The sequence below is a fragment of the Nocardioides campestrisoli genome (assembly GCF_013624435.2).
In the GTDB taxonomy this organism is placed as follows: Bacteria; Actinomycetota; Actinomycetes; order Propionibacteriales; family Nocardioidaceae; genus Nocardioides; species Nocardioides campestrisoli.
This window is the reverse complement of sequence record NZ_CP061768.1, coordinates 1,551,898-1,572,096: the sequence shown is the minus strand read 5'-3', so window position 1 is coordinate 1,572,096 and position 20,199 is coordinate 1,551,898. Positions and strand designations below refer to the sequence as shown.

The 20,199-nt window shown below is 72.4% G+C and carries 20 protein-coding genes; 3 read left to right on the top strand and 17 right to left on the bottom strand.

What is annotated here, in order from left to right:
- Nucleotides 1-97 precede the first annotated feature (97 nt).
- From H8838_RS07540 to H8838_RS07500, 9 genes are all read right to left on the bottom strand, one after another.
- Nucleotides 98-406, bottom strand: coding sequence for a DUF2469 domain-containing protein (locus tag H8838_RS07540; protein ID WP_181310524.1), 309 nt, complete (start codon nt 404-406; stop codon nt 98-100).
- Nucleotides 403-1,221, bottom strand: coding sequence for a ribonuclease HII (locus H8838_RS07535; protein WP_185994974.1), 819 nt, complete (start codon nt 1,219-1,221; stop codon nt 403-405). Before H8838_RS07535 ends, H8838_RS07540 begins: the two co-directional genes overlap by 4 nt.
- Nucleotides 1,222-1,225: 4 nt before the next feature.
- Nucleotides 1,226-2,011 (bottom strand): signal peptidase I, encoded by a 786-nt coding sequence (gene lepB, locus H8838_RS07530; RefSeq protein ID WP_185994975.1) that lies wholly within the window; start codon nt 2,009-2,011, stop codon nt 1,226-1,228.
- A gap of 37 nt (nt 2,012-2,048) precedes the next feature.
- Nucleotides 2,049-2,399, bottom strand: coding sequence for a 50S ribosomal protein L19 (rplS, locus tag H8838_RS07525; protein ID WP_185994976.1), 351 nt, complete (start codon nt 2,397-2,399; stop codon nt 2,049-2,051).
- A gap of 204 nt (nt 2,400-2,603) precedes the next feature.
- Nucleotides 2,604-3,764, bottom strand: a complete 1,161-nt coding sequence (gene trmD, locus H8838_RS07520) for a tRNA (guanosine(37)-N1)-methyltransferase TrmD (protein WP_185994977.1) — start codon at nt 3,762-3,764, stop codon at nt 2,604-2,606.
- A gap of 3 nt (nt 3,765-3,767) precedes the next feature.
- Nucleotides 3,768-4,316, bottom strand: a complete 549-nt coding sequence (rimM, locus tag H8838_RS07515; RefSeq protein ID WP_224766449.1) for a ribosome maturation factor RimM — start codon at nt 4,314-4,316, stop codon at nt 3,768-3,770.
- Nucleotides 4,317-4,396: 80 nt separating this feature from the next.
- Nucleotides 4,397-4,639: an RNA-binding protein gene (locus H8838_RS07510; protein WP_181310520.1), complete on the bottom strand. Its 243-nt coding sequence runs from the start codon at nt 4,637-4,639 to the stop codon at nt 4,397-4,399.
- A gap of 2 nt (nt 4,640-4,641) precedes the next feature.
- Nucleotides 4,642-5,148, bottom strand: coding sequence for a 30S ribosomal protein S16 (rpsP, locus tag H8838_RS07505; protein WP_185994978.1), 507 nt, complete (start codon nt 5,146-5,148; stop codon nt 4,642-4,644).
- Between the two features lie 184 nt (nt 5,149-5,332).
- The gene (locus tag H8838_RS07500) at nt 5,333-6,406 is read right to left on the bottom strand and encodes an amidohydrolase family protein (RefSeq protein ID WP_185994979.1); all 1,074 of its coding nucleotides are present in this window, start codon (nt 6,404-6,406) and stop codon (nt 5,333-5,335) included.
- Nucleotides 6,407-6,471: 65 nt separating this feature from the next.
- Here H8838_RS07500 and H8838_RS07495 point away from each other — a divergent pair, with 65 nt between their 5' ends.
- On the top strand, nt 6,472-7,026 hold the full coding sequence (locus tag H8838_RS07495) for a GtrA family protein (RefSeq protein WP_181310517.1): 555 nt from the start codon (nt 6,472-6,474) through the stop codon (nt 7,024-7,026).
- Here the strand turns inward: H8838_RS07495 and H8838_RS07490 are convergent.
- A complete protein-coding gene (locus H8838_RS07490; RefSeq protein WP_224766448.1) occupies nt 7,009-7,380 on the bottom strand; it encodes a PIN domain-containing protein in 372 nt (123 codons plus the stop codon). The genes H8838_RS07495 and H8838_RS07490 overlap by 18 nt on opposite strands.
- A gap of 87 nt (nt 7,381-7,467) precedes the next feature.
- On the opposite strand from H8838_RS07490, the gene H8838_RS07485 reads away from it, so the two are divergent.
- Nucleotides 7,468-8,721 (top strand): ScyD/ScyE family protein, encoded by a 1,254-nt coding sequence (locus tag H8838_RS07485; protein WP_185994980.1) that lies wholly within the window; start codon nt 7,468-7,470, stop codon nt 8,719-8,721.
- On the opposite strand, the gene ffh is transcribed toward H8838_RS07485, so the two are convergent.
- The 4 genes from ffh to H8838_RS07465 form a co-directional block, all read right to left on the bottom strand.
- Nucleotides 8,714-10,282: a signal recognition particle protein gene (gene ffh, locus H8838_RS07480; protein WP_181310514.1), complete on the bottom strand. Its 1,569-nt coding sequence runs from the start codon at nt 10,280-10,282 to the stop codon at nt 8,714-8,716. The two genes, H8838_RS07485 and ffh, sit on opposite strands and share 8 nt — an antisense overlap.
- Before the next feature lie 107 nt (nt 10,283-10,389).
- Complete coding sequence (locus H8838_RS07475) at nt 10,390-12,609, bottom strand: [protein-PII] uridylyltransferase (protein WP_185994981.1); 2,220 nt, start codon at nt 12,607-12,609, stop codon at nt 10,390-10,392.
- Nucleotides 12,610-12,699: 90 nt separating this feature from the next.
- Entirely contained in the window at nt 12,700-13,038 is a 339-nt protein-coding gene (locus tag H8838_RS07470; RefSeq protein WP_181310512.1) for a P-II family nitrogen regulator, read from the bottom strand.
- Complete coding sequence (locus H8838_RS07465; RefSeq protein ID WP_224766447.1) at nt 13,035-14,375, bottom strand: ammonium transporter; 1,341 nt, start codon at nt 14,373-14,375, stop codon at nt 13,035-13,037. Before H8838_RS07465 ends, H8838_RS07470 begins: the two co-directional genes overlap by 4 nt.
- A 160-nt stretch (nt 14,376-14,535) precedes the next feature.
- Between H8838_RS07465 and H8838_RS07460 the strand changes: the two genes are divergently transcribed.
- On the top strand, nt 14,536-15,525 hold the full coding sequence (locus tag H8838_RS07460; protein ID WP_224766446.1) for a glycosyltransferase family 2 protein: 990 nt from the start codon (nt 14,536-14,538) through the stop codon (nt 15,523-15,525).
- A 28-nt stretch (nt 15,526-15,553) separates the two neighbouring features.
- Here H8838_RS07460 and H8838_RS07455 read toward each other — a convergent pair whose 3' ends face one another.
- Genes H8838_RS07455 through H8838_RS07445 form a run of 3 tightly spaced genes read right to left on the bottom strand, consistent with a single transcriptional unit; the run spans nt 15,554 to nt 20,100 of the window.
- Nucleotides 15,554-18,733 (bottom strand): glycosyltransferase, encoded by a 3,180-nt coding sequence (locus H8838_RS07455; protein WP_185994982.1) that lies wholly within the window; start codon nt 18,731-18,733, stop codon nt 15,554-15,556.
- A 33-nt stretch (nt 18,734-18,766) separates the two neighbouring features.
- Nucleotides 18,767-19,900: a signal recognition particle-docking protein FtsY gene (gene ftsY, locus H8838_RS07450; RefSeq protein ID WP_181310510.1), complete on the bottom strand. Its 1,134-nt coding sequence runs from the start codon at nt 19,898-19,900 to the stop codon at nt 18,767-18,769.
- 26 nt (nt 19,901-19,926) lie between these two features.
- Complete coding sequence (locus H8838_RS07445) at nt 19,927-20,100, bottom strand: hypothetical protein (RefSeq protein ID WP_181310509.1); 174 nt, start codon at nt 20,098-20,100, stop codon at nt 19,927-19,929.
- Nucleotides 20,101-20,199 lie beyond the last annotated feature (99 nt).

The window sequence follows — 20,199 nt, the reverse complement described above, 5'->3', positions numbered from 1 at the left end:
GTGGAGCGCCGAGACCCACCGGGCGGCTGTGGACGCCTACCGGGCCGCTGCGCGGGTCGACCGGCTGAGGACGACCGGTCCGGGCGACCCGCTCGGGTCAGCTCTTGGGGAGGTCCATCTCCTGCGGAGCGAGCTCCTCGACGTTGACGTCCTTGAACGTCAGCACCTTCACGTTCTTGGCGAACCGCGCCGGGCGGTACATGTCCCAGACCCACGCGTCGCTCATCGAGACCTCGAAGAAGACGTCACCGTTCTCGGTCCGGGCCTTCACGTCGACCTGGTTGCACAGGTAGAAGCGACGGTCGGTCTCCACCACGTACTTGAAGATCGAGACGACGTCCCGGTACTCGCGATAGAGGGTGAGCTCCATCTCGGTCTCGTACTTCTCGAGATCCTCGGCGCTCATCGACTCTCCTCCAGCTGCGGGCTCGGCTCGAGCCTATCCGTCGCACAGCCCACCGACGATTCCTCCGGCGCGTCGGCCGCCGCCTGGGCCGGCCAGCCCTCGGGGTCGAGGACCAGGCCGTCGCCCGACCCGGCGGGCGAGTCCAGGCCGGCGCACCCCGGCAGCCGCCACGACACCCGGTGGTGCGGGCTCGGGCCCAGGGCCTCGAGCGCGGCGACGTGCTCCGGGGAGGCGTACCCCTTGTTGTCGGCCCAGCCGTACTCCGGGTGGCTCTCGGCCAGCTCGACCATGATCTCGTCCCGCGCGGTCTTGGCCAGGATGCTGGCCGCCGCCACCGCGGCGCACCGCAGGTCGGCCTTGACCATGGTGACGACCGGAGGCACCTCCTCCAGCACCCGGGGAGGCCCGAAGAGGGTCGCCTGGTCGGGCACGGTGAGGTAGTCGTGGTTGCCGTCGAGGAGGATCCGGTCGGGGAGCACGGACAGCTGGGCGATCGCCCGGTGCCCCGCGAGGCGCAGCGCGGCGATGATGCCGAACTCGTCGATCTCGGCCGGGCTCGCGTGGCCCACCCCGGACGAGGGCGCCCACCGCCTGATCCGGGGCGCCAGACGCCTGCGAGCCTCGGCGGTCAGCAGCTTGCTGTCGCGGACGCCCTGGGGGGCCGTCCTGGTGGCCTCGGTGACCAGCACCATCGCCACGGTGACGGGCCCGCTGAGGGCTCCGCGTCCGACCTCGTCGCTGCAGGCCAGCGTGGTGAGCCCGTCACGGAGCAGCCTGCGCTCCACGCGCAGGGACGGGGCGGGGACCGGGCTCATGGCCTCACTCCCCGGCGGCGTCCGCCACGTCGTCGAAGACGTCGGGCCGGGTCACCCAGCGGAAGTGGTCCCAGGGCCAGAGCACGACGAAGACCTTGCCCACGACCAGGTCCGCCGGCACGAACTCGCGGCCGGGCACGCAGTCGGTCTCGTCGGGCGTGCACATCTTGCGGGTCGAGTCGGCGGAGCGGCCGCGGTTGTCGCCCATCACGAACACGTGGCCCTCGGGGACCGGGCCGGCCTTCCAGTCGCAGGTCCCGGTCATCGGGCCGTTGCACGGGGTGCCCGCATCGTCCTTGACGTAGGCGTCCTCGTCCATCGGCTGGCCGTTGACCAGCAGCCGCCCCTCCTCGTCGCAGCACTCGATCACGTCGCCCTCGACGCCGATCACGCGCTTCACCAGGTGCCCGCCGGAGGGGTAGAGGCCCACCTTGGTCATCAGCTTGACGAGCGGGTTGTCCGACTCCTCGGCCGCGGCGCCCTCGAGCCATCCTCCCGGGTCCTTGAAGACCACGACGTCGCCCCGCTCGGGCTCGCCGCCGCCCCAGTACGAGACCTTCTGGACGAGGATCCGGTCCTGGTTGACCAGGCCCGGCTCCATCGACTCCGACGGGATGTAGAACGCCTGCACGAAGAACGTCTTCACGGCCACGGCGAGCACGAGCGCCACCACCAGGAGGAGACCGGTCTCCTGCCACAGCGGAAGTGGCTTGCGGGTCTTGGGAGAAGCAGAAGACCGCGACTCCTCGTCCCCGTCGTGGGTGGAAGGATCGCGGTCTTCGGTGCTCACGACCAGAGAGTAACCAGTGGTCGGTCGAGCGGAGTGATCAGGCCTCGCGGCGCTCCTTGATCTTCGCCTTCTTGCCGCGCAGGTTGCGCAGGTAGTAGAGCTTGGCGCGACGCACGTCACCGCGGGTGACGATCTCGATCTTCTCGAAGATCGGGGAGTTGAGCGGGAACGTGCGCTCGACGCCGACGCCGAAGGAGACCTTGCGGACGGTGAAGGTGCGGCCGATGCCCGAGCCGTGCACGCGGATCACGACGCCCTGGAAGACCTGGACACGCGAGCGGTTGCCCTCGGTGACCTTCACGTGGACCTTGATGGTGTCGCCGGCACGGAAGGCGGGGACGTCCTCCCGCTTGACGGCGTTGCCGAGCTCGGTGATGACGTTGGTCATGATGCTCCTCGCGAGTGCCACAGGTCAGCCGCGGTGTGGTGGTTCGACGGATTGGTGCGGCCAGCACGCTGCCCCGGTGGGGGCGGCACGTGGTCGAGGGCGTCGGGCTCCCCCTGTGGCAGGGGCCCGGCACAGGTCCCCCGCGTGAACTCCCGGGGCTACCTTTCGACCGACTGGCCAGCCGCCAAGTCTGCCACAGCGCCGTCAGGCCCGAGAAATCCGCTTGGCCAGGACCGCGGGACCGGACGGACCGTCACCCATCCCGACGACCCGGAACCCCGCCTTGCGGTACATACGCAGGTTGTCCGTGCTGTCCTTGCCCGTGAGCAGGCGCGCCGAACGGGCACCGTCGGGAGCCACCCGCTGGACGTGCTCGAGCAGCAGCCGACCCAGTCCCCGGCCGCGCAGGTCAGGGGCGACCATCAGCCGTCCGATCTCCCACTCATCCCCGTCCAGACGACCCCGGACCGATCCGACCAGCCGGCCCCCCTGGCGCACCAGGTAGGTGTCCCAGGACGTCAGCGACTCCTCCACGTCCGAGAGCCCCTCGTGCAACGGCGGGATCGAGAGGTCGTCGTTCGCGAGCGCCTCGCTCACCCAGCAGGCCAGCTGCAAGGTCAGGAGCTCCGGCGCGTCGCTGCGGCGGGCCGCGACGATCTCCCACCCGTCGACGACGCTGCTGGCGTGCAGCAGGTCGGGCCGTCGCTCCGCGGTGCGACGCAGCGCCTGGTCGTGCCGCCAGTCCGCGATCGCCGCGTGGTTGCCCGAGAGCAGCACGGGCGGGACCTCGTGCCCCCGCCACGCCTGAGGCTTGGTGTAGACCGGGTACTCCAGGAGACCCCCCTCGTGGGACTCCTCGGCGAGCGACTCGGGGTTGCCCATGAAGCCCGGCAGCAGCCGCACCACCGCCTCGGTGATCGCCAGTGCCGCCACCTCCCCGCCGTTGAGGACGTAGTCCCCCAGCGAGATCTCCCGGACCTGCGCCCGCTCGCCGGCGTGGTCGATCACCCGCTGGTCGATGCCCTCGTAGCGGCCGCAGGCGAAGACCAGGTGCTCGTGCGTCGCCAGCTCCCGGGCCACGTCCTGGCTGAACGGCGTGCCGCTGGGGGTGGTGAAGACCACCGTGGTCCGCGACTCCGGGGCCACCAGCTGGTCCAGCGCCTCACCCCAGGGCTCGGGCTTCATGACCATCCCCGCGCCCCCGCCGTACGGGGTGTCGTCCACGGTCCGGTGCCGGTCGTGGGCCCAGTCGCGCAGGTCGTGCACCTCGATCTGCACCAGCCCGGCGTCGCGCGCCTTGCCCGGGAGGCTCAGACCCAGGGGGCTGAGGTAGTCCGGGAAGATGGAGACGATGTCGATCCGCACGTCTCAGGCCTCGTCGGGGAAGGGGCTCACCAGACCGGGGCGGTCCGCGACCACGACCCTGCCCGCGGGTACGTCGACCTGGGGCACCAGCGCCTGGACGAACGGCACCAGGGTCTCCCGGCCGTCGGTGGCGGTGACCCGGAGCAGGTCCTGAGCGGCACCCGGGACCAGTCCGCGGACGGTGCCGATCGTGCGGCCCTCGAGGTCGACCACCTCCAGCCCGACCAGCTGGTGCTCGTAGAACTCCTCCGGGTCCTCGGGGGTGGCGTCGGCCGGGATGTCGGCATGCATCACGATGCCCCGGGCGGCCTCCGCCTCGTCGCGGCCCGAGACCTCCTCGAAGCCCAGGAGCAGCACGCCCTGGTGCCACCGGGAGGAGCGGACGGTCAGCCGCCGCAGGCGGGAGGCCGAGCCGGCGGGCGGCTCTGCCCGGAGCACGGCTCCGACCGCGAACCGGCGCTCCGGCTCGTCGGTGCGCACGTCGACGGTCACCTCACCCCGGATCCCGTGCGGCTTGCCGATCCGACCCACGACCACCTCGATGCTCTCCACGCCCACAGGTTAGAGGGCGCAGGGCGGCCGAAATGCATCGTGGGCGCCACCCTGACGGGTGACGCCCACGATGAAGACGCTCAGCGGCGCCGGTCGACGTCCACGAAGTCGACCCGCGCGCCACCACGGCCCGCGAGGGCCGAGACGACGGTGCGGAACGCGGTGGCCGTGCGGCCGTTGCGGCCGATCACCTTGCCGAGGTCGTCGGGGTGGACCCGGACCTCGAGGATCGACCCACGACGCAGCTCCTTGTCGCGCACGCTCACGTCGTCCGGGTGGTCGACGACCCCACGGACGAGGTGCTCGAGAGCGTCGGCGAGCATGCTCAGGCCTCGCTCTTGCCGGCGTCCTCGGCGGTGAGCTTCTCAGCCGCCTCGGCGCTGTCAGCCGCGACCTCGGGGGTCTCGTCGGCGGGGACGGGCTTCTGCTCGTCCTTCTTCTCGTCCTTCTTGGCGGCCTTCTTGGTGGTCGCGCCGGCCTTGGGCTCGCTGGCGGCGTCCTTGAGGGCCTCGTTGAAGATCTCGAGCTTGTCCCGCTTGGGCTCGGCCACCCGCAGGGTGCCCTCCGCGCCCGGGAGGCCCTTGAACTTCTGCCAGTCGCCGGTCACCTTGAGGATCGCCTCGACGGCCTCGGTCGGCTGCGCGCCGACGCCCAGCCAGTACTGCGCCCGGTCGGAGACGACGTCGATCAGCGACGGCTCCTCCTTGGGGTGGTACTTGCCGATCTCCTCGATGACCCGACCGTCACGCTTCTTGCGCGAGTCGACCACGACGATGCGGTACTGCGGAACCCGGACCTTGCCCAGGCGCTTCAAACGGATCTTGACGGCCACGTCTGTGGTGTCTCCTTGCGAAGTTGTGGTGGGTGAGCGCTCCGACACCAGGTGGGGACCGGGCCGAATCGCTCGGGGGGCACTGCCTCGACCGGATGAGAGGGTCCGGTCGGACAGGACACGAACAAAGATTCTGCCAGACCCGGCGCCCAGGTCACGAATCGACTCCTCGCGGGGGTCGCGGTCAGGCCACGACCCGGCCGCGCAGCACCACCCGGGCGGGCTCGTAGAGGACCGAGAGGTCCTGGCGCGGGTCCCGCTCGTAGACCACGAAGTCCGCCGGCGCACCCTCGGCGAGGGTCGGGTTCCACCCCAGCCACTCGCGTCCCTTCCAGGAGACGGCGGCCAGCACGTCGTCGACCGGCAGGCCCATCTCGGCCATCGCCAGTGCCTCCCCGGCCAGGTGGCCGTGCCGGCTGGGTCCGCCGCCGTCGCTGCCGACGTACATCTCCACGCCCGCCTCGTGCGCGGCCATCAGGACGTCGCGGCGACGCCGGTAGAGCTCGTCCATCGTCGCCGAGTACGCCGGGAACTTCTCCCGGCCGCCCGCGGAGAACTCGGGGAACTTGCCGGTCTGCATCACCGTCGGCACCAGAGCCACTCCCCCGACGGCCATCTGCTCGACCTGGTCGGCCGAGAGCCCGGTGCCGTGCTCGATGCAGTCGATGCCCGCGTCCAGCAGCCCCTGGAGCACCTCGGAGCCGAAGCAGTGGGCGGTCACCTTCGCCCCGTGCGCGTGCGCCACGCCGATCGCCTCGGCGAAGGCCTCGGCGGGGAACGAGGGGGCGAGGTCCCCCTCCTCACGGGAGATCCAGTCCCCCACGAGCTTGACCCAGCCGTCGCCGGACCTGGCTTCCTGCGCCACGAAGGCGCTCAGCCCCTCGGGCTCGACCTCGTGGCCGAAGTTGCGCAGGTAGCGCCGGGTCCGGGCGATGTGTCGGCCGGCCCGGATCAGCCGCGGCAGGTCCTCACGCTCCTGCACCCAGCGGGTGTCGGCCGGCGACCCGCAGTCACGCAGCAGCAACGCGCCGGCGTCCCGGTCGGCCAGCGCCTGGCGCTCGACCTCCTCGGCGCCCACAGCGCCGGGGTCGTCCAGTCCCAGGTGGTTGTGCGCGTCCACCAGGCCGGGGACGATCCACCCCCGCGCGACGGTCTCGGCGCCGGCCTGGGGTTCGTAGGTCACGTGCCCGTCGACCACCCAGAGGTCGGAGGTCTCCCCCGAGGGGAGGACCGGGCCGGAGAATCTCGAGGCACTCATGCCGGGACGGTAGGCCATCGCGGCGGACCGCGACGCAGGCAGGGGCGGGCCGCTAGTGTCCTGGGGTGACTTCGGAAGGACGTGCCGCCCGCGGCCGCCGCAACCTCGGGCTCTTCCTCAGGTTCGGGATCGTCGGGGTCTCCGGGGTGGCGGTCAACCTGGCCACCCTGGTGCTGGTCAACCGCGTCGGCGCCGATCCCGACCTCGCGGTCGTCGGACTTCCGCTGACCGACTTCAACGTCCGCTGGTACCACGTGTTCTCCACCATCGCGTTCCTGGTGGCGAACCTGTGGAACTTCCAGCTCAACCGGAGCTGGACGTTCCGGTCCAGCGGGCACGCCCGCTGGTTCGCGGAGTACTGGCCGTTCCTCGTGGTCGGGGCGCTCGGTCAGCTGCTGGGGCTGCTCCTGCTCACCGCGCTCATGCACCCCGGCTCCGCCCTCGCGCTGCCGACCGACGTGCTGGACGACTCCACGGGCTTCCGCACCCGCCTCTACTGGGGGCAGCTGATCGTCATCGTGGTGGTGACGCCGCTCTCGTTCGTCCTCAACAAGATCTGGACGTTCGCCTCGGTCCGGGGACCGCGCAGCGGTGCTCCGCCCTCACAGCTGGTCCCATAGCCACGCCGGGCCCATCGCCAGGGCACCGAGGCCCTCCACCTGCGCCCGGAGGAACCGGTCGGCGGTGATCACGGTGACCGTGCGACCGGCCTCGCGGGCCGCCCGGACCTGGGCCACGATCGTCGAGTCGCCGTCCTTGGGGGCATGGACCGTGCGCACGTGCGCGTCCCGGCCCGGCCGCACCCCGCCCTTCGCGGCCCCCTCGAGCACCAGCACGATCTCGTCGTACGGCGTGTCCCCGACCAGCAGCGCCTCGTGCAGTCGCCTCGCCGCGCCGGCCCGGTCCTTCCACCAGCCGTCGGGTCGCGCCCCCACGACGTTGGCTGCGTCCACCACGCACACGGTGCCTCTCACCCGCACGACGCTATCGCGGCCGGAAGCATGTACAGCAGCGGCCGGCGGTGCGACCGTGAGAGGAACCCCTTCTGAGAGGAGCCTCTCGTGCGCAGCTCGACGAAGATAGCGGCCCTCGCCGCCTCGCTCACCCTGATCACCGCGCCGACGCTGACCGGGAGCGCCCTCGCCGCAGGACCGTCCGGCCCGCCCCATCCACCGGACACCCCAGGGGTGTCGGGAAGCCCGACGGTCACCGAGGTGGCGACCGGCCTGGACAACCCACGGTTGCTCAGCCGGACCGGGGGGAGCCTCTACGTGGCCGAGGCGGGAGTCGGCGGGACCGGCCCCTGCATCGAGGGGGGTGAGGGACGCGCCTGCTACGGCCCCACCGGCGCCGTCACCCGGATCGACAGGTCCGGCCAGCGGCGGGTCCTGACCGGCCTGCCGTCCCTCGCCGGAGAGGACGGCAGCGCAGCGACCGGTCCCAGCGACGTGGCCGCGGTGGGCGGACAGTACCTCCTGTCCCTCGGGCTGGGCGCGGACCCGGTGCTGCGCTCCGACCTCGGACCCGCGGGCCGGCTGCTCGGGGTCCTGGCCACCGGCACGTTCCGCACGCACGGGCCGCGCGGCCCCGCGTTCCGGAGCCGGGACGGGCAGCGTGGCCACCACGGTCACCCCGGCCGCACGCGGGGCCCCGACGTGCTGGCCGACCTGGCGCGCTACGAGGCGCTGCAGGACCCCGACCAGGACGGGCCGGACTCCAACCCGACGGGATTCGCCCTCACCCGTGACGGCGTGGTGGTGACCGACTCCGGTGGCAACACCCTGCTGCTCGTGCGCCCCGGCGCCCGGACCCGCACGCTCGCGGTCTTCCCCGAGCGGCTGTTCCCGGCCCCCGAGGGATTCCCTCAGATCCCGGGCGTGCCGGAGGGACAGATACCCAGCGACGCAGTGCCCACCTCGGTGGTGCAGGGACCGGACGGGGCGCTCTACGTCAGCCAGCTCACCGGCTTCCCGTTCCCGGCCGGGGGCTCGACCATCTGGCGCGTGGTGCCCGGGATGCCACCCACCCAGTACGCCACCGGGCTGACCAACGTGACCGACCTGGCCTGGCACCGCGGCTCGCTCTACGCCGTCCAGCTCTCCGACGTCGGCCTGGCCGCGGAGCCCGGCCTGCCGACCGGCTCGCTCCGCCGGATCGACCGGGACGGCGGACAGACGGCGGTCGCCAGCGGCCTGCCCGCTCCGTACGGCGTGGCGCTGGACCGAGGGTCCGCGTACGTCACCACCTGCGCGGTCTGCCCCGACGCCGGCAGCGTGGTCCGGATCGACCTGCTGCCCGACGGCCGGACTACTTGAGGAACTTGGAGAAGTCCTTGGGCAGCTCGAGCGCGGCGGCCGCCTTCTCGTAGTCGATCGCCTCGCCCGGGCTGCCGAAGGGGCTGCCGCCGCCTGCGGCGGCCTTGTCCTTGCCCGCCGCCTTCTGGGCCGCCGCCTTCGCGGGGTTGCCCGAGACGCGCTTGGCCTTGCCGCCCTTGCCCTTCTTGGGCTGCTTGCCCCGCTTGCCACCGCCCAGGCCGGGCATCCCGGGGATGCCCGGCATCCCGGGCATGCCGCCCTTGGCCATCTGCTGCATCATCTTGCGCGCCTCGAAGAAGCGGTCGACGAGCTGGTTGACGTCGGAGACGGTGGTGCCCGACCCCTTGGAGATGCGGGCGCGGCGCGACCCGTCGATGATCTTCGGGTTGGCCCGCTCCGCCGGCGTCATCGAGGAGATGATCGCCTGGATCCGGTCCAGCTCGCGCTCGTCGAAGTTCTCCAGCTGCTCGCGGTACTGCCCCATCCCGGGCAGCATCCCCATGATCTTGGTCATCGAGCCGAGCTTGCGCAGCTGCTGCATCTGCTGCATGAAGTCGTCGAGGGTGAAGTCGCCCTTGCCGTGGAGCAGCTTCTCGGCCGCCTTGAGGGACTCCTCCTGGTCGAAGGCCTTCTCCGCCTGCTCGATCAGGGTGAGCATGTCGCCCATGTCGAGGATGCGGGACGCCATCCGGTCGGGGTGGAAGAGGTCGAAGTCCGTCATCTTCTCGCCCGCCGAGGCGAACATGACGGGCTTGCCGGTCACCGAGGCGATGGACAGCGCGGCACCACCACGGGCGTCGCCGTCCAGCTTGGTCAGGACCACGCCGTCGTAGCCGACGCCGTCGAGGAACATCTGCGCGGTCTGGACCGCGTCCTGGCCGATCATCGCGTCGACCACGAAGAGGACCTCGTCGGGGTTGACGGCGTCCCGGATGTCGGCGGCCTGCTTCATCAGCTCCGCGTCGACGCCGAGGCGGCCGGCGGTGTCGATGATGACCACGTCGTGCAGGGTGCGCTTGGCCTCCTCCAGCGCGGCACGCGCCACCTGGACGGGGTCGCCGACGCCGTTGCCCGGCTCGGGCGCGAAGACCGGGACGCCGACCCGTTCGCCGTTGACCTGGAGCTGGTTGACCGCGTTCGGGCGCTGCAGGTCAGCGGCGACCAGCAGCGGCGTACGGCTCTGCTCCTTGAGCCACAGCGCGAGCTTGGCCGCGAGCGTGGTCTTGCCCGCACCCTGGAGACCGGCGAGCATGATCACCGTGGGGCCGTGCTTGGCGAAGCGCAGCCGGCGGGTCTCGCCGCCCAGGATCGTCACGAGCTCCTCGTTGACGATCTTGACGATCTGCTGGGCGGGGTTCAGCGCCTGGCTGACCTCCTCGCCCCGGGCCCGCTCCTTGACCGCGGCGACGAACTCCTTGACCACGGGCAGCGAGACGTCGGCCTCGAGCAGCGCGATCCGGATCTCCCGGGCGGTGGCGTCGATGTCGGCCTCGGAGAGCCGGCCCTTCCCCCGGAGGTTCTTGAAGGTCTCGGCGAGCCGGTCGGAGAGTGTGGCGAACAAGAGCGTTCCCTCGTGGTGTCAGGCGAAGCGGTGGTGGAGGACGTCAGACAAGACTAACCGGCCGGCCGGACCCGGCGTAGCCGTGCCGGTCAGGCCAGCCGGTCCAGTCAGGCCAGCGCCGCGCGGACCGCGTGCGCGGCGGAGGCGGCCCGGTCGTCGGCCAGTCCCCCGGCGCCGAGCTCCTGGAGGTAGAAGACGTCGACCGCCTGGGGCCCCAGGGTGTCCACGTGAGCGGAGCGGACCGTCATCCCCAGCGCCGCCACCGCCGCCAGCACGTGGTGCAGGAGCCCCGGGCGGTCCGCGGCGCGGACCTCCAGGACCGTCGCCTGCCGCGACGCCTCGGGGCGGACGGCCACCGAGGGGTCCAGTCCGCGGGTGTCGGGCTTGCGGAGCCGCGCGGCCACCTCGACCCGCCCCTCCACGACCGCCTCCAGACGCTGCCGCAGCACCGTGGCGTCCAGCTCCGGGTCGCTGACCTCCCACTGGGAGACCCCCAGCTCCCCCTGGGCCCACGCCCGAGCACCCCGGACCGAGACCCGGTGCAGGGCGAGCGCCCCGGCGACGTCGGCCAGCAGCCCCACCCGGTCCGGCGCCAGCACGGTGATCCGTGAGCCGTCGTCGCTGGGCTCGACCTGCACCGCCACCGGCTCGGAGCCGTCCAGCAGCCCCGGGGGTACGGGCAGCTGCGCCGTGGTCTCCAGGGGCGCCGCGTGGCCCGGCGTGTGGTCCAAGGAGGCGGCCGCGCGGCGCACCAGCGTTCCCACCAGGCCTGCGCGCCAGCTCGACCACGCCTTCTCCGAGGCCGCCAGGGCGTCGGCCTCGGTCAGCGCGGCGAGCAGCTCCAGGGTCAGCGGGCTGGTGATCTTGGAGGTCACCTCGTCCACCGTCACCGGGTCGTCGATGTCGCGGGTGGTGGCGATGCCCGGCAGCAGCAGGTGCCAGCGCACGAGCGTGCCGATGACCTCGACGTCGCGCGGCACGAACCCCATCCGGGTCGCCACGCCCCGGGCCACGGGCTCGCCGGCCACGCTGTGCTCGACCAGCCCGCCCTTGCCGATGTCGTGCAGCAGCGCCGCCACCATCAGCAGGTCGGGCCGGGCGACCCGGCGGATCAGCCGGGAGGCCTCCACGCACGTCTCGACCACGTGCCGGTCGACGGTGAACCGGTGCACGACCGACGCGTGCGGCAGGAGCCGGACCCGGTCCCACTCGGGCAGGATCCGGTCCAGTCCCCCGGTCTCCTCCAGCGTCTCCCAGACCGCCAGCAGGCCTGGCCCGGCCGCGAGCAGCCGCACCATCAGGTGGCGCGCCTCCTCGGGCCATGGGTCCGGCAGCTCGGGCGACTCCTTCACCAGCCGGGACACCGTCGCCGGGGCCAGGACCAGGTCGCGCTCGGCCGCCTCGGTGGCGGCCCGCAGCAGCAGCAGCGGATCGGTCGCCGGTTCCACCCGCCCGTCCAGGACGACCTCGCCGGACGAGGACGCGACACCGCGGGCCAGGGGCGTCAGCTGCGGCACCCGGCCGCCGACCGCCCGGGGCCTGGCCAGGACCGCGTCCACCCGGCGCCAGGTCATCCGGGACAGGTGGGCGATCCGGCGGCCGTGCTGGCGCACGTGCCGCTGGGCGGCCTCGGCGTCCGCCAGTCCCAGCCGGCCGGCGAGCTCGGGCCAGACCTCCGGCCCCACCCGGTCGGCCGGGCGGCCGGTCGCCGCGTGCAGGTGGTCGCGGACGTCCAGCAGCGCCTGCCGCCCGCGCTCCAGCTCGACGTGCGGGACGTCGACCAGCCAGGTGGCGACCAGCGCCTTGAGCACGGACGCGTCGCGCAGTCCGCCGGCTGCCTCCTTCAGGTCCGGGACGGAGACGTGCGCCAGCTCCCCGACCAGCTCGTGCCGGTGCCGCACCATCCGCGCCAGCTCCGGCAGCCGCTCCTTGGCGCTGCGCCGCCAGGCGGCCAAGGCGGTCGCGCGCAGCCGGAGGGTGAGGTTCGGGTCGCCCGCCAGGTGGCGTACGTCGAGGAGCCCCAGCGCCACCTTGAGGTCCGCCCCGGCGGTGTCGATCATCTCGCTCACCGAGCGCACCGAGTGGTCCAGGCGCGAGCCCGAGTCCCACAGGGGGTACCAGACAGCGACGGCCAGCTCGCCGGGGTCGAGGTCGTCGTCGTGGACGAGCACCACGTCGAGGTCGGAGTACGGCGCCAGCTCGCCGCGTCCGTACCCGCCCACGGCCACCAGGGCGGTCCCCGTGTCCTTCCCGCCGGCCTTCTCGTAGGCCTCGCGGCACAGACGGTCGGCGGCGGCGGTGCGCTCGGTGCGTTCGGCGATGGTCATGGGGTCTCCTGGTTCGGGACGTGGACGAGGCCCGTCCCGGGTGGCGTGCGCCACCCGGGACGGGCCTCTGGGGCTCTGACGACCGACGGGCTAGAGAGCGGCCTCGTCCTTGTCGCCGGTGCGGACGCGGACCACGGTGTCGACCGGGCTCACCCACACCTTGCCGTCCCCGATCCGGCCGGTCTGGGCCGTCTTGACGACGATCCCGACCACGTCGTCGGCGTCGGCGTCGTCGACCACGATCTCGATCCTGATCTTGGGCACCAGGGCGATGTCGTACTCGGCTCCGCGGTAGACCTCGGTGTGGCCCTTCTGCCGGCCGTAGCCGCTGACCTCCGAGACCGTCATCCCGTTGACCCCGAAGGTCTCGAGGGCCTCACGGACGTCTTCCCACTTGTGCGGCTTGATGACCGCGGTGACCAGCTTCATGCGGAAGCCCCTTCCTTGACCTGCTCCGAGGTGGCCGAGCCACCGATGACACCGCGGCGGGTGCCGCCGGCACCGCCGAAGTCGTAGCCCGACTCGCCGTGCTCGGCGAAGTCGACACCCTCGACCTCGACCTCCTCGTCGACCCGCAGCCCGATCACGGCCTTGACCAGCAGGGCCACGACCAGGGTGGCGATCGCGGACCAGATCATCGCGAAGACCGCGACCGCGACCTGGACGACCAGGAGCTTGAGACCGTCACCGTAGAACAGGCCGCCGCTGGTGGCGAGGAACCCGATGCCCACGGTGCCGATCAGACCACCGACGAGGTGGACGCCGACCACGTCGAGCGCGTCGTCGTAGCCGAGCTTGTACTTCAGGCCGACCGCCAGCGCACAGGCGGCACCGGCGACCAGACCCAGGATGATCGCGCCGATCGGCGACAGCGCGCCACAGGCGGGGGTGATGGCGACCAGACCGGCGACGACACCCGAGGCAGCACCCAGGGAGGTGGCCTTGCCGTCGCGGATCTTCTCGATCACCAGCCAGCCGAGGATGGCCGCGGCCGCAGCCATGGTGGTGTTGAGCCAGACCAGGCTGGTCTCACTCAGGAACTGCGCGGCGTCGGCCTCGGGGCTCTCTCCCCCGGGCACGATGGAGCCGACGTTGAAGCCGAACCAGCCGAACCAGAGCAGACCGGCACCGATCATGGTGAGCGGCAGGTTGTGCGGCTTGATCGGCTCCTTGCCGAAGCCCAGGCGCTTGCCGAGCAGCAGGACCAGCACCAGGCCGGCGATACCGGCGTTGATGTGGACCACGGTGCCACCGGCGTAGTCGATCGGCGCCACCTCGGCACCACCGTCACCGGAGAAGATCAGGTCGGCGAGACCGTTGGTCGTGTGGCTGAGGAACCCGCCGCCCCAGACCATGTGGGCCAGGGGGAAGTAGGAGAGCGTCGCCCACAGCGGCAGGAAGAGCAGCCAGGCGGAGAACTTCAGCCGGTCGGCGACCGCGCCACTGATCAGCGCAGCGGTGATGACCGCGAAGGTCAGCTGGAAGCCGACGAAGATGTAGTCCTGGCCGCCCACGTCCTTGAGCCCGAAGAGCTCGAACGGGTTGGAGAAGAGCATGGCGACGTCCTGCGAGCCGTAGGACATCGACCAGCCCCACAGCACGTAGACCACGCCGATGACGCCCATTGCGGAGAACGACATCATCATCATGTTGAGCACGGACTTGGAGCGGCTCATGCCGCCGTAGAAGAGCGCCAGCGCCGGCGTCGTCATCATCAGGACCAGTGATGCCGACATCAGCATCCAGGCGTGATAGCCGTAGTCCATTGGACCTCCAGTTGCCTCGGGGAGTGATGCCAGCAACCTTCGGCGGCGCAGATTTCCAGGCGTGCGACGCCATGTTGCGTCTGGGAAACGTCTGCGGCCGTTGTGTTACGGACATGTGAACGAGGCGGCGTGCTTCCCCGGTGAACTAGGGTGCTGCCTTGTGAGGATCATCGGGACGCTGATGGTGCGCGACGAGGTGGACATCGTCGCCGCCATGGTCGAGCACCACCTGGCCCAGGGCCTGGACCGCCTGATCGTCACCGACAACGCCTCCGTCGACGGCACCCGCGAGGTGCTGGAGTCGTACGCCGAGACCGGGCTGGTCGAGCTGCACCACGACGCCGAGCACCGCAAGCAGCAACGCGACGTGGTGACCCGGATGGCCCGGCGGGCGCGGACGCAGTTCCGGGCCGACTGGGTGCTCAACCTCGACGCCGACGAGTTCCTGGTCCCCCTGGACCGGACGCTGAGCGTGCGCGACGCCCTCGAGCGCACTCCCCTGAGGCTCAACGCCTTCACCGTGCCAGTGGTCAACCTGATCGGTCCCGCCGGCTGGAGCGGCAGCGGGGTCTCCCGGCTGGTCTGGCGCGACCTGCGCAGCAACGAGACGCTCCGGGCGATCGGGCTGCACGCCCAGCCGACGCCCAACGCGGTGCACCGCGGCGAGTCCGACATCGTGATCCAGCAGGGCAACCACTTCACCTCGATGCCGAGCAACGGGCAGCCGGACCCGGAGGTGTCGATGGAGGTGCTGCACCTGCCGTGGCGCTCCTGGACGCAGTTCGAGCGCAAGGTGGTCAACGCCGGACGCGGCTACGAGGCCTCCCCCGACCTCAAGCCCAGTCCCAACCACCACGGGATGGCCGACTACCGGCGCTGGAAGGAGGGCACCCTCGAGGAGTCCTACCTGGCCCGCAGCCCGGAGCCCGAGGAGCTGCTCGCCGGCGAGCGGACCGGCGAGTTCCGGCGAGACCCGTGGCTGCACCAGCACCTGACCCGGTTGCTCGACCGGGCGCTGCGGCCCGCGCTGCTGGCCGAGGTCCTGGACTCCGAGCAGGCCTCGGAGGTCCCCGAGGGCGTCGGCGACACCGCGCTGCGCCGTCAGGTCGAGCTCGGCAGCTCCGCGAGCAACGCCAGCCGTTCCGCCTGACCCCGCCCCACCCGTCCGGGCCGGCGAGTCAGCGGTCGAAGCCTCGGGCCCGCCGAGCCTCCACGGCGATCTCCACGAGCCGGGCCGCGCGCGCCCGGAAGGAGTGCTCACGGCGGATCCGCGCCGCCACCTCGCGCCGCTCCTCGTCGGAGCCGAAGATCTCGTCGGGACGGCTGGACGAGGTCAGGTCGACCAGGTGCTCGGTGGACTCCATCACCTGGACGGAGCGGCCGAAGAGGCCGCCCAGCCCGACCACGTCGTCGGTGACCACCCGGGCCCCGCTCGCGGCGGCGTCGAAGAGCCGGTTGCTCAGGAACCCCTCCACCCGCATGTCCTCCCAGTGGTCGTTGAGCACCACGCCCGCCGAGCGGTAGGCGGCCCCAAGCCGGGAGTTGGGCAGGTAGGCGTCCTTGATCAGCCGCCCGGCCACGAACGGTCGCCACTGGCTGCCGTAGATGGAGATCGGCAGCCGGGCCTCGACCGCCGCCCGGACGATCGGCCGGTACTCCTTGCGCGACCCGCCGACGAAGAGCACCGGGTGCCCGGTGTCGGGCACGGCCAGGTCCGGGTGGAAGAGCCGGTGGTCGGTGGCCTGCAGCATGGGCTCCACCCGAATGCCCCAGTCGCGCGAGCGCCGCTGCGCCCAGGACGCGGAGGCTGCCAGGAGCCGGTCGTAGGAGACCGCCTCGGACGTCGGGAGCATCTCCGGGTGCGAGATCACCCAGCCGATGGTCACCTGCTCGAAGGAGGGCCGGTAGGGCGCGAGCCCGCGCAGGACCAGCGCGACGTCGTCGAACCTGCCGGTGTAGCGCTCGTGCTCGGGCCGGTAGTCGATGACGACCTCCTGCCCGTGCTCGCGCAGCGCGTCCGCCAGGGCGCGGGCGAAGTGGGTGTCGCCCCACCGCTCGGCCTCCGCACCGAAGGGCGCGGGGTTCTTGATCGCCCAGCGCAGCCGCGGCGGGGCCTCGCTCACCAGCAGCGGACGCTCGCGCACCAGCACCGGCTCGGGCACGCCGAGGCGCCGCTGCTTGCGGTGCCGCAGCGCCACCGCCCGGTCCACCACGCGGAACCCGCGGCTGGCCCAGAGGTCGGCGTCGTCACCCGGGAGGTCGTGCTCCCAGCGTTCGAGGAACAGCATCCGGTTGGTGTCGTAGGCGTCGAACCGTCCCGGCGTCTGGGACTCGTGATGGGTCACCCGCGAGTCCGGGCGGACGGTGAAGCGACCCGGCCGCAGCCGCGCGAGGCGCAGGCACACGTCGAGGTCCTCCATCCCGTTGCGGAAGACCGGGTCGAAGCCCCGGAGCGCGACCGCGTCCGAGGTACGCAGCGCCAGCGCAGCGCCGGTCAGCGCGTGGAAGGCGAGCTCCTCGACACCGTCGGCGTCCTCGACGGGGAACCCCTGGAGGAAGGCGTGCGGCAGGCCGCCGGTGACCGGGAAGGCCACGCCCGCGGACTGGATGACCCCCGTGGGGTACAGCAGGAGGGACTGGGCGCCCAGCACCTCGGGGTCCTCCAGGGCGGCGACCAGGGGCTCGAGCCACTCCGCGTAGACGGTGGTGTCGTTGTTGAGGAAGACCACGGTCGATCCCTGGACGTGCGGCAGCGCCAGGTTGTTGCCCAGGGCGAACCCGTGGTTCGTCGGCAGGTGCAGGACCCGCACCTGCTCGAACCGGACGGGCAGTGAGTCCAGCACGACCGACGACTCAGCGTCGCACCCGTTGTCCACCACCAGGACCTCGACCCGGGCGCCGCTCGACTCCGCCGCCGAGATGACGCTCTCCACCGCGGCCCGGGTCATCGCCCAGTCCGCATAGGTGGGGATCACCACGGAGACCAGCCCGGGGTCGCGCTCGCGCCGGGCGAGCTCGTCCCAGTCGATCATGGAGCGGTTGAGCACGACGTCGGCCCACGACTTGACGGAGGCGTGGTCCAGCACCGGCCGCTCGCCGAGGGGACGGCGACGTGCCTCGGCCGCCCACACCGCGTGCCGCGTCACTCCCTGCAGGGGCACCGGGCGCAGGCCGCACCGCGGTGCCAGGCGAGTGACCAGGTCGAACGCCCACGCGCCCGGCAGCTCCTCGTCGAAGCCGCCGACCTCCACGAGCGTCCCGCGTCGCACCAGGAGCCTGGCCAGGGCCACGTCGCCGCGCTCGGTGACCGGCCCGCGCGGCACCCCGCCGCCGACGAGCGCCGAGCTGCCGTCGCGGCGTACCCGGCGCAGCACGTCGACCAGCGCGTCGCCCTCCTCCACCTGGCCGACGGCCGTGAGCAGCCGGAGCCGGTCGGGGGTCCAGGTGTCGCCGGCCTCCAGGAACGCCACCCACTCCCCGGTCGCCTCGGCGGCCGCGCGGTTGAGTCCCGCCGCCGGCGACGGCTCGCCCGCGGGCACCCGGGTCCACCGACCGGAGGGAAGCTCGGCGTCCAGCACCTCCCCGAGCTGCGGGAGCCGACCGTCGTCGAGGACCAGCAGCTCCCACGCGGCCAGCGACTGCGTGCGCAGCGAGCGCAACGAGGTGGCCAGGTGACCGGCGTCGCCGCCAGGGCGCAGCAGCACGCTCACCAGCGGGCCGTCCGCGGGGACCGCGGGGGCCACGTGGTCGTAGCTGCGCAGCAGCTGCTCACCGCGGCGCAGCTCCTCGCGGGTGCTCGCCGGGTGCAGCACCGCAGGCCGGCGCTCCTCCCACTCCTCCCGGCGTCGCGCGACCCAGTCCAGCAGGCTCGGGGAGGAACCCGAGTCGGGTCCTCCCAACCACTGGTTGGCCGCCGCGCCCTTGGCCGCGCCCACCTCCTGGTAGTGGCCCAGCGGTCCGTGCGGGTGACTGGCGGCGCCCGGCGTCCGGCGCAGGTAGCGCCGGGTGTCGAAGAGCGGGTGGGTGGGAGTACGCCAGGCGCGCCGGCGCAGGTAGACCAGGAACACGTCGCGGTCCGTGAGGTCGGCGGGGTGGTGCTCGGCGAAGAACTCCCGGTCGAAGAGCCGGTTGGGCGAGGCCCGTCGCGGCAGCGGGGTGCGCAGGTAGTGACGCACCAGCTCGAGCCGGGAGCCCTGCTGGCCGGTGACCCGCGCGTACCACTCCTCGTCGAAGAGCGGGGAGGACATCAGCAGCGCGGCGTCCGCCCCCAGGGCCCCGCCGCCCGCGGGCGCGGGGACGCGGCCCTCGACGACGCGTCCGAGGACCCGTCGGACCCTGTCGATGCTGGGTCGCTCCACCCTGCGCGGCCTTCCTGCCCGGTCCGTCCCTGCTCAGCCGAGCAGGGCGTCGACGAACGCCTCTGCGTCGAACGGGGCCAGGTCGTCGGCGCCCTCACCCAGGCCGACGAGCTTGACCGGCACCCCGAGCTCGCGCTGCACCGCCACCACGATGCCGCCCTTCGCGGAGCCGTCGAGCTTGGTCAGCACGATGCCGGTCACGTCGACCACCTCGGAGAAGACCCGGGCCTGGATCATCCCGTTCTGTCCGGTGGTCGCGTCCAGCACCAGCAGCACCTCGGTGACCGGCGCCTGCTTCTCGATGACCCGCTTGACCTTGCCCAGCTCGTCCATCAGGCCGGCCTTGTTCTGCAGGCGCCCGGCGGTGTCGACCAGGACGGTGTCCAGGCCGCGCTCCGCGCCGGCCTTGACCGCCTCGAACGCCACGCTGGCGGGGTCGCTGCCCTCAGGGCCGCGCACCACCTCGACGCCCACGCGCTCGCCCCAGGTCGAGAGCTGCTCGACCGCGGCGGCGCGGAAGGTGTCGGCCGCGCCCATCACCACGGTGCGGTCCTGGGCCACCAGGATCCGGCCGATCTTCCCGACCGTGGTGGTCTTGCCGGCGCCGTTGACGCCGACGACCAGGACCACGCCGGGGTTGCCGTCGTCGCCGGTCACCTGGAGGCGGCGGTCCATCGTCGGGTCGACGAGGGTCAGCAGCTCCTCGCGCAGCACCGCGCGCACGTCGGGGACGTTGCCGCCCTCCACCCGCATCCTGGTGCGCAGCCGGTCCACCAGCTCCTGGGTGGGACCCACACCGATGTCGGCGGTGAGCAGCGTGTCCTCGATCGACTCCCAGGTGTCCTCGTCGAGGCGGTCCCGGGAGAGCAGGGCGAGCAGCCCACGGCCCAGGCCTCCCTGGGAGCGCGAGAGCCGCTGGCGCAGCCGGACCAGCCGCGAGGAGACGCCCTCGGGGCGCTCCAGCGTCGGGGCGGGCGGGGCCTGCTCCTCGACGGGAACCGGCTCGGCCTCCGGCGCCGGTGGCGCGGTGGTGACCGGACGCTCGATGACGTCGGTCCCCGCGGACGGCGGCGCCGACCGGCGGTTGCGCCCGCCGGCCAGCAGGCCCACCACGGCGACCACGCTCAGGACCGCGATGGCGATGATCAGATACAGCAGCTCACCCATGGGGCAATCCAATCAGACCGGGCACGTCAGCGTCGGGTCGGGAGCCACTGCTCCTGCTCCTCCTCCTCCAGCACCGGCAGCGACTCGACGCCCTTGCGGGCCAGGTGGCCGGCCTGGGGCAGCACCGGGAGGTCCTCCCCGCGGTGCGGGAAGGCCACGTAGGCCAGCACGGCAACCCCCACCAGCAAGGTGAGGAGCATGACGAGAACGATGGTCAGCACGAAGCACTACTCCTGGGATCCGGTTCCGAGACCCGTCCAGCCTGGCACGCCGAGGCTCCGGGGTCGGCGACCCCCCTG